A 7,093-nucleotide genomic window follows, 5' to 3' on the forward strand; every position below is an offset into this window, starting at 1 on the left:
CCTACGAGATGATGCTGTCGGAAAGCCAGGAGCGCATGCTGGCGGTCCTGAAGCCCGGCCGCGAGAAGGACGGCCACGCCATCTTCGAGAAGTGGGGCCTGGACGCCGCCGTCATCGGCTACACCACCGACACCGGCCGTCTGGTGCTGAAGCATCACGGCGAGACGGTCTGCGACGTGCCGCTGGCGCCGCTGTTCGACGACGCGCCGCTGTATGACCGTCCGTGGGTCCAGCCCAAGCTCGATCCGCGCCTCGACCCGGGCCAAGTCCCTGGCCCGACGAACTGGAACGAAGCTGTCCTGAAGGTCGTCGGCTGCCCCGACATGGCCTCCAAGCGCTGGCTGTGGGAGCAGTACGACCGCCACGTGATGGCCGACACGCTGGAAGACAGCGCCACCGGCTGCGATGCGGGCATCGTCCGCATTCACGACACCGGCAAGGCCATCGCCGTCACCAGCGACTGCACCCCGCGCTACGTCCAGGCCGACCCGTACGAGGGCGGCAAGCAGGCCGTGGCGGAAGCCTGGCGCAACCTGACGGCGGCCGGCGCCCTGCCGATCGCCATCACCGACAACCTGAACTTCGGCAGCCCCGAAAAGCCCGAGACCATGGGCCAGATCGTCCGCGCCACCGACGGCATGGCCGAGGCCTGCCGCGCGCTGGACTTCCCGGTCGTCAGCGGCAATGTCAGCCTCTACAACGAGACCAACGGCGTCGCCATTCCGCCCACCCCGACCGTCGGCGCCGTCGGCCTGCTCGAGGACTACGACCTGCGCACGGGCTTCGGCAACGTTGCCGAGGGCGACACGCTGGTGCTGATCGGCGAGACGCACGGCGAGCTCGGCGCCTCGATCTATCTGCGCGAGATCCTGGGCCGCGAGGACGGCGCCCCGCCGCCGGTCGATCTGGCCGCCGAACGCAAGAACGGCGACTTCGTGCGCGGCCTGATCGCCTCGGGCCTGGTGGCCGGCGTCCACGACCTGTCGGACGGCGGTCTGCTGGTCGCCGCGGCCGACGTGGCCCTGGCCAGCAAGGTCGGCGTCACCCTGAACGCCACCAGCGACGCCCACGCCCACCCGTACCTGTTCGGCGAGGATCAGGCCCGCTACCTGATCGCCACGCCCGATCCAGACGCCGTGCTCGACGCGGCCAAGGACGCCGGCGTCCACGCCATGGTCGCGGGCGTCGCCGGTGGGAACGACTTCGCGTCGAAGGACCTTTTCAGCATTCCGCTGGAGACGCTGCGCGTTGCGCACGAGTCCTGGCTGCCGGGCTACATGAACGCCCCCAAGGCCTGATCGAAGGCCAGATCAAAGGACCGACAGATGCGTACCCTGGCCGTGACCGCCCTCGCCGCCCTGCTCCTCGTCGGCTGCGCGCCGACCGCGGAGCCGGCGGCGCCGACGGCGGCGAGCCTCGCCGCGGCCTGCTCGGCCAAGGGCGGTACGATCCAGCCCGTCGGCAGGGCGCAGATCCCGACCTGCGTCACGCCGTACGCCGACGCCGGCAAGGCCTGCACCGACAAGAGCCAGTGCCAGGGCGCCTGCATTCTGGAAGGCAATCTGGAACCGCAAGGCGCCGTCACCGGCCAGTGCCAGAAGACCGACCGCCAGTTCGGCTGCTACGCCAAGGTCGTCAACGGCAAGGCGACCGCCGCGATCTGCGTGGACTGACGAGGGGCGTCGCGCCCGCCGCCTAGACCTCCAGCAGGCTCTCGACGGACGCGGTGAGACGAACCGTCAGGCCTTCCGGTCCAAAATCCTTCTCGACGCCGCCGTTTCCGGTCAGGCCCAGCCCGACAAGGCGGGATCCGAACCCCTTGCGCTTGGGCGCTGCGGCGGGCGGCCCTCCCCGCTCGCGCCATTCCATGCGCACCAGCTGACCCTCGCGCGCCCAGCTGACGGACACCGTTCCCGCCGCCTCCGTCAACGCGCCGTACTTGATCGCGTTGGTCGCCAACTCGTGGATCAGCAGCGAGACGCTCTGGGCGATCGGCGCCTTGACCACCATCTGCGGCCCTTCGATGTTGAAACGGGATGGGTCGGTCACCCGGACGAGGGCCGTCTCGATCAGCCCCTTGAGGTCCGCGCCGTTCCAGTCGTGCTGAAGCAGCACGTCATGGGCGCTGGCCAGGGCGTGCAGCCGATCGTCAAAGACCCGCACACGCTCCCGGTCGGGGACATCGCGCAGGGTCTGCTGGGCGATGGCTTGCACCAGCGCCAGGGTGTTCTTCAGCCGATGCGTGGTCTCGGCCATGACCAGAGCGCGTTCGCGCTCAGCGATGATCTGCGCCGTCGTCTCGATGGCGATGTCGAGGATGCCCTCGACGCGGTCCCCATCGCGCAACGGGCTGTACGAGAACGTCCAATAGGTGTCTTCGGGGAAGCCATTCCTGGTCATCACCAGATGCATGTTCTGCATGTAGACGCGCTCGCCGGACATCGCCTTGGCGATCAGCGGCTCGATGTCGCGCCATACATCCGACCAGACCTCGTGGATGGGCCGACCCAAGGCGTCCGGGTGCCTGGCGCCGAGGAAGGGTATATAGGCGGCGTTGTAGATAAGGGTCTGTTCTGGCCCCCAGGTCGCGCAGGTGGCGAACTCCGTCCCCATCATGATGTCGTAGGTTGTCCTAAGCGCCGCAGGCCAAAATTCCTTCGGCCCCAAAGGCGTCACCGCCCAATCGAACTCATCTATGCTCTTGGGCACTTGGCGATCTCACGCGTTTTCGGAACTACATTTACCATGACGTTCAGCACGCGCCCAATCGCGAATATCCTCCGCGAAACGACATGTCTGGTCGGCGAAAGCTTGCCCGCAAGATGATGACGTCGCCGCGAGGCGCGCCCATCTACGCCGCGTGGCTTCTGCCCGCCCATCGCGCCACCGCCTCCAGCAGCTTGGACGGGCTGATCGGCTTGCCCAGGTGATCGTCCATGCCGGCGGCCAGGCAGTTGGCGACCTGCTCGGGCAGGACGTTGGCGGTCATGGCGATGATCGGAGTCGCCGCGCCCCGCGCGCTCTCCAAGGCGCGGATCTCCCGCGTGGCGGTCAGGCCGTCCTTGACCGGCATCTGGACGTCCATCAGCACCAGATCGAACTCGCCCTGGCGCATGGCCTCGACGCCGGCGACGCCGTCATTGGCGGTCTCCACGATCACCCCGAACGGCTCCAGCATCGCCTTGACCAGTTCGCGGTTCACGGCGTTGTCCTCGACCAGCAGCAGCCGCACGCCCGCCTCGGCGTTCAAGGGCTCGACCGCGTCGACCGGGGCCGAGGGGGCGTCGGCCAGCGGGCCCCGCACCTCGAACCAGAAGGTGGAGCCCTCGCCCTCGACGCTGTCGACGCCGATCTTGCCGCCCATATGCTCGATGATGCGGCGCGAGATCGCCAGGCCCAGCCCCGTGCCGCCGAACCGCCGCGAAACAGCCGCGTCGGCCTGGGAGAAACGGTCAAAGATCGCCTCGCGGTTTTCAGGCGCGATCCCGATGCCGGTGTCGATGACCTCGGCGCGCAGCAAGGCCTGGTCGCCCTCGATCACCTGGCTGAGCTTGACGGTGATCGCGCCGCGCGCGGTGAATTTCACGGCGTTGGACAGGAAATTCAGCAGAACCTGCGAGAGGCGAGACCCGTCCAAGTTCATCGGCGCGACGGTCTCTCCCGCCTCGACGATCACGGCCAAGCCCTTGGCGTCGGCGCGCTCCTCGACCAGGGCCGCGCACGACGAAGCCATGGCGGCCGGATCGAACGGCGCGGGATCCAGCTCCAGGCCGGCGGCCTCCAGACGCGAGAAATCCAGCACGTCGTTGACGACGCTGAGCAGGGTGTTGCTGGCGTCGAGGATATGCCCCGCCTGACGCGCGGACGTCTCGTCCAGCCTTCCCGACCGCCGCAGCACCTCGGCGAAGCCGATGATCGCCGTCAGCGGCGTGCGCAGCTCATGGGTCATGTTGGCCAGGAAGTCGGATTTGGCCGCCGACGCCGCCTCGGCCAGTTCCAGCGCCTTGGCGATATCCAGCTCAAGCCGTTTGCGTTCAGTGATGTCGCGAGAGGTGACGAGCAGGATGCCCGAACCATCGCCCAGCCGCGAATAGGAGCTTTCCAGCCAGATGATCGAGCCGTCCTTGCAGATGCATTCGTAGTCCAGGCTCGCGGGCGGACCGCCGGGCGAGAGGCTCATGATCACCTGCTGCGCCCGACGGAAGTCGGGCTCGCTGACCATGGCGGTCGGCGGCAGGCTCAAGAATTCCTCGGTGCTATAGCCTGTGATCCGTTCGATGCTGGGGGAGCTGTAGAGCCGTTCTCCCTTGCGGCTCCAGAGCGCCACGTGGTCGGTCAGGTTGTCGCCCAGCAGTCTGTATAGCCGGTCCGCCTCGCGGTACTTCGCCAGAGCCTCCTCGGCCTCCTCGACGGCTTTCTGCTTGCTCTCGAGACTGGCCGACAGGGCGTGGTGCAGTTCCTCCAGGCGCAGCCGCTGGCTGGTCAGCCACAAGGCCAAAGGGGTCGCGACGACCGAGGCGATGATGAAGGTCGTCGCCGGCGTGAAGTCGGATGGGACGCCGCGGACAACGACGTTGAGGATATAGTCCGCCGCCAAGGCCGCGCCCACGATCAGGACGATCGTTGGAGCGGCCCGCAAAATCCGGTCCTTCAAGCCGACGATGTCGATCTTACGCCTCCCCGCGTCTTGCCGACACGATGCCTCGTATAGATCTAAGGAGAAACGAGAATTTCCACCAACGGCCGTTCACTCGGTTCGGGTTCCAGGAAGACTAGCGCCCGGAGGCCCTGGTCACCTCGTCCAGTTGCCGCTCCAGGGCGAGACTAGCCTGGACCACCGTCGCCACGGAGCGCTTGAAGAAGTCCTGCGGTACGGTCGCGAAGTCGTCGGTCGGCTTGTGGTATTCTGGGTGGTCCTCCACGCCGAAATAGAGCCACGGCACGCCCTTCTCGCCGAAGGCGTAGTGGTCGGACTGGTTGCTCCAGTTGTTCTCCTTTCCGTCAGCGTCGGTGTCGTGGCCGAGCTTGAGGGTCACGGGCGCGGTCGTCGCCACCTTGACCAGGATCGGCTTCAGATAGGGGAACGGCGCGGTTCCGGAGACGTAGAGCTCGTTCTTCGGGTTCTTGCTGAGCATGTCGAAATTGACGGCCAGCGCGACGGTTTCCAGCGGGACCGGCGGCGCGGCCGCGAAGGCCCGGGCGCCGCGCAAGCCGCCCTCCTCGGCGTCGACGACGGCGAAGATCACGTCATGCTTGGGAGGCTTGGCCTTGAAGGCCTCGGCCACCGCCATCAGGCCCGCCACGCCCGAGGCGTTGTCGTCGGCGCCGTTGTAGATCTCGCCGTCGCGGACGCCCAGATGGTCGTAGTGGGCCGAGATGACCATCGCCTTGCCGCCCTGGGTCCCCTTGATGCGCGCGATCAGGTTCACACCCTGAACGGTCGCCCCATCGCGCTTGGCGAAGCTGAAGGGCTGCTCGAACCGCTCGTCGACAGGCGAGAGGCCGATCTGGGCGAAGCGGGAGAGGATGTAGGCCCGCGCCTTCTCCGAACCCCGCGTGCCCGGCGCGCGCCCCAGCATGTCGTCGGCCGACAGGATGCGGACATCGTCCAGAGCGTTCTCGCCAGGACCGGCGAAGGCGGGATGGGCGGCGCTGGCGGCCAGGGTGATGGCGAGCAGGACGGCGCGAGCGTGGGAAAGCTTGATCATGGCGCTTACTTGCCGTGCGCCGCGCGGCGAATTCAATTAAATCTCGCGCCGGCCAGGACGTCGTAGGGTTGTTCTTAAGACATCCTGGACCAGTGAAGCTTTCGCAGACCGGAGTTTTCCGCCGTGCCCATGTCCCACGCCGAGCTCGAAGCCCGCCTGACCGCGGCCTTCCCCGATTCCGAGATCGTGCTGACCGATCTGGCTGGCGACAACGATCACTGGAAGGCGCGGATCGTCTCGCCGGCCTTCAAGGGCCTGCCGCGCGTGCGCCAGCACCAGCTGGTCAACAAGGCGCTGGCCGACGTGCTGGGCGGAACCTTGCACGCCCTGGCGCTCGAAACCGCCGCCCCCGTCGACTAGGTCGCTCCCGCGTGCGCTATCGTCCCTTGGGCAAATCAGGCGTGACGATCTCGGCGCTGACGCTGCGCCTGGGCGACACCGCGCGGGATGCTCGGGCGCTGGTGCTGAAGGCGCTGGACCACGGGATCAACAGTTTCCAGGTGGACGGCGTCTCTGAAGCCCTGCGTGAGGGCGCGAGGGAGGCGTTCGCTTCAGTCGAGCGCGAGCGCCTGTTCGTCACCTTGCGCATGCGCGGCGAACACCACCTAGCCTCGTCCTTCGAAGCGCTGGGCCTGGACCGCCCAGACCTCGTTATGATCAACGATCCGCAGGGTCCTGACCTGCCGCCAGCCCTCGAACGCGACCTGCGCGGAATGAGCGACAGGCCGGGCCTTGGCGTCGCGACGCGGGGCGATATCCATCCAACCTTGCTCGACAACGACCTGCTGGTCGCCATCGCCTCGCCCTTCAACCTGACCTCGGGCCTGGCCGACCGTCAGCGCCTGCGCGAGGCCGAACGTCGAGGCTTTGCCGTCTTTGGCGAAGACTTCTGGCCGCAGCCGCTGCGCGACGCCGGCCAGATCCTGCCCCGGCCCTCGCTCTGGCGGCGCCGCACCGATCCCCTGGCCGGGATCGGCGGCTACGACTTCCTGCACGAGACTCCGGACTGGAGCGCCGAGGAGATCTGCCTGGCCTACGCCCTGACGGAGCCAGCGGTGACCTCGGTTTGCGTGTCGGTCGAGGCTCCCGCCGACCTGTCGCGCCTGGCCGCCGTGGTCGATCGCGACCTGCCCGACAGCCTGCACGCCCAGATCGAGCTGGCCCGCTTCTCGGCCCAGGAACGCGAAAAGGCCGCCAATCGGGCTTGATCGTCGCACTTGACCCCACCCGCGCGGGCGCCTAGCTGAGGGCCTTCGCCAAGGATCCTTCTCCATGACCGACGCCGCCGCCTCTCCCGCCATCGACTTCATCGCCAAGACCATCGCCGAGCATCCGGTCGTGGTGTTCATGAAGGGCGTGCCGGACCAGCCGCGCTGCGGCTTCTC

The 7,093-nt window shown here is 67.7% G+C and carries 7 protein-coding genes and 1 pseudogene; 5 read left to right on the forward strand and 3 right to left on the reverse strand.

From position 1 onward, the window contains the following. Positions 1-1,298: AIR synthase-related protein (locus tag Q0379_RS09460; RefSeq protein WP_299007544.1), on the forward strand; the 1,298-nt coding region annotated here is incomplete at its 5' end. A 27-nt stretch (positions 1,299-1,325) separates the two neighbouring features. Then, positions 1,326-1,673, forward strand: a complete 348-nt coding sequence (locus tag Q0379_RS09465; RefSeq protein ID WP_299007546.1) for a hypothetical protein — start codon at positions 1,326-1,328, stop codon at positions 1,671-1,673. Between the two features lie 22 nt (positions 1,674-1,695). Here the strand turns inward: Q0379_RS09465 and Q0379_RS09470 are convergent, their stop codons facing one another. The 3 genes from Q0379_RS09470 to Q0379_RS09480 form a co-directional block, all read right to left on the reverse strand. After that, complete coding sequence (locus Q0379_RS09470; RefSeq protein ID WP_299007548.1) at positions 1,696-2,709, reverse strand: PAS domain-containing sensor histidine kinase; 1,014 nt, start codon at positions 2,707-2,709, stop codon at positions 1,696-1,698. Between the two features lie 142 nt (positions 2,710-2,851). Continuing rightward, positions 2,852-4,669 (reverse strand): ATP-binding protein, encoded by a 1,818-nt coding sequence (locus Q0379_RS09475; RefSeq protein ID WP_299007561.1) that lies wholly within the window; start codon positions 4,667-4,669, stop codon positions 2,852-2,854. Positions 4,670-4,772: 103 nt separating this feature from the next. Then, entirely contained in the window at positions 4,773-5,708 is a 936-nt protein-coding gene (locus Q0379_RS09480) for a M20/M25/M40 family metallo-hydrolase (RefSeq protein ID WP_299007552.1), read from the reverse strand. Positions 5,709-5,831: 123 nt separating this feature from the next. Between Q0379_RS09480 and Q0379_RS09485 the strand changes: the two genes are divergently transcribed. From Q0379_RS09485 to Q0379_RS09495, 3 genes and pseudogenes are all read left to right on the forward strand, one after another. Beyond that, entirely contained in the window at positions 5,832-6,068 is a 237-nt protein-coding gene (locus Q0379_RS09485) for a BolA family transcriptional regulator (RefSeq protein WP_299007555.1), read from the forward strand. Between the two features lie 41 nt (positions 6,069-6,109). After that, entirely contained in the window at positions 6,110-6,916 is an 807-nt protein-coding gene (locus Q0379_RS09490) for a hypothetical protein (protein WP_299007558.1), read from the forward strand. 64 nt (positions 6,917-6,980) lie between these two features. After that, positions 6,981-7,093: pseudogene (locus tag Q0379_RS09495) on the forward strand (monothiol glutaredoxin, Grx4 family); the annotation flags it as partial.

Source organism: uncultured Caulobacter sp. (assembly GCF_937900395.1).
Classification (GTDB): domain Bacteria; phylum Pseudomonadota; class Alphaproteobacteria; order Caulobacterales; family Caulobacteraceae; genus Caulobacter.

Bases quoted from the DNA above. Each gene is read 5' to 3' on its own strand.
- Q0379_RS09480 (WP_299007552.1), bottom strand. From the start codon at position 5,708: ATGATCAAGCTTTCCCACGCTCGCGCCGTCCTGCTCGCCATCACCCTG.
- Q0379_RS09465 (WP_299007546.1), top strand. From the start codon at position 1,326: ATGCGTACCCTGGCCGTGACCGCCCTCGCCGCCCTGCTCCTCGTCGGC.